At 32.9% G+C, this 422-nt stretch carries 1 pseudogene; it reads right to left on the bottom strand.

The features are described from left to right. A pseudogene (locus RI68_RS03340) lies at positions 1–340 on the bottom strand (DNA double-strand break repair protein Rad50); the annotation flags it as partial. Positions 341–422: the final 82 nt, after the last annotated feature.

Raw genomic sequence — 422 nt, 5'->3', positions numbered from 1 at the left:
TAATTATGTCATAATATTCGCCGATAACGGATTTTTCTTGAGTTTCAATTTGTTGAACTATTTTCCTTGATTCTCCGTATTCTTTCTTAATTTCATCAGATTGTAATTTATGTTTATATTCTTCTATTTTCTTTTCTTGGTCTTTGTAGTCGGCGTCGAGTTTGGCTAAATCGCGGTCGATGTCGTTAAGATACGAGTCTAAAGTTTCTTTGGTAATCATTGGTGCTGATTCTTTGTTTTCGTTGACTACTTCATTATACATATGCCATAAACGATGACCTTCGTGAAGAACTAAAGTAGTTTTTGTTAATCCTTGTCCAAACTTTTGAGTGAATTTCATAGTTTTCCCAATTATCGAGAGTCCGTATTTAGCAGGAATTAAATCAGAAACTCGATCGAAAGTTTTGAAGCCAAATTTAAAG

The sequence above is a fragment of the Vaccinium witches'-broom phytoplasma str. VAC genome, from assembly GCF_000309405.1.
Lineage (GTDB): Bacteria > Bacillota_I > Bacilli_A > Acholeplasmatales > Acholeplasmataceae > Phytoplasma.
Note: the sequence above shows the minus strand (reverse complement) of the source record. Positions and strands in the feature narration are given on the sequence as shown.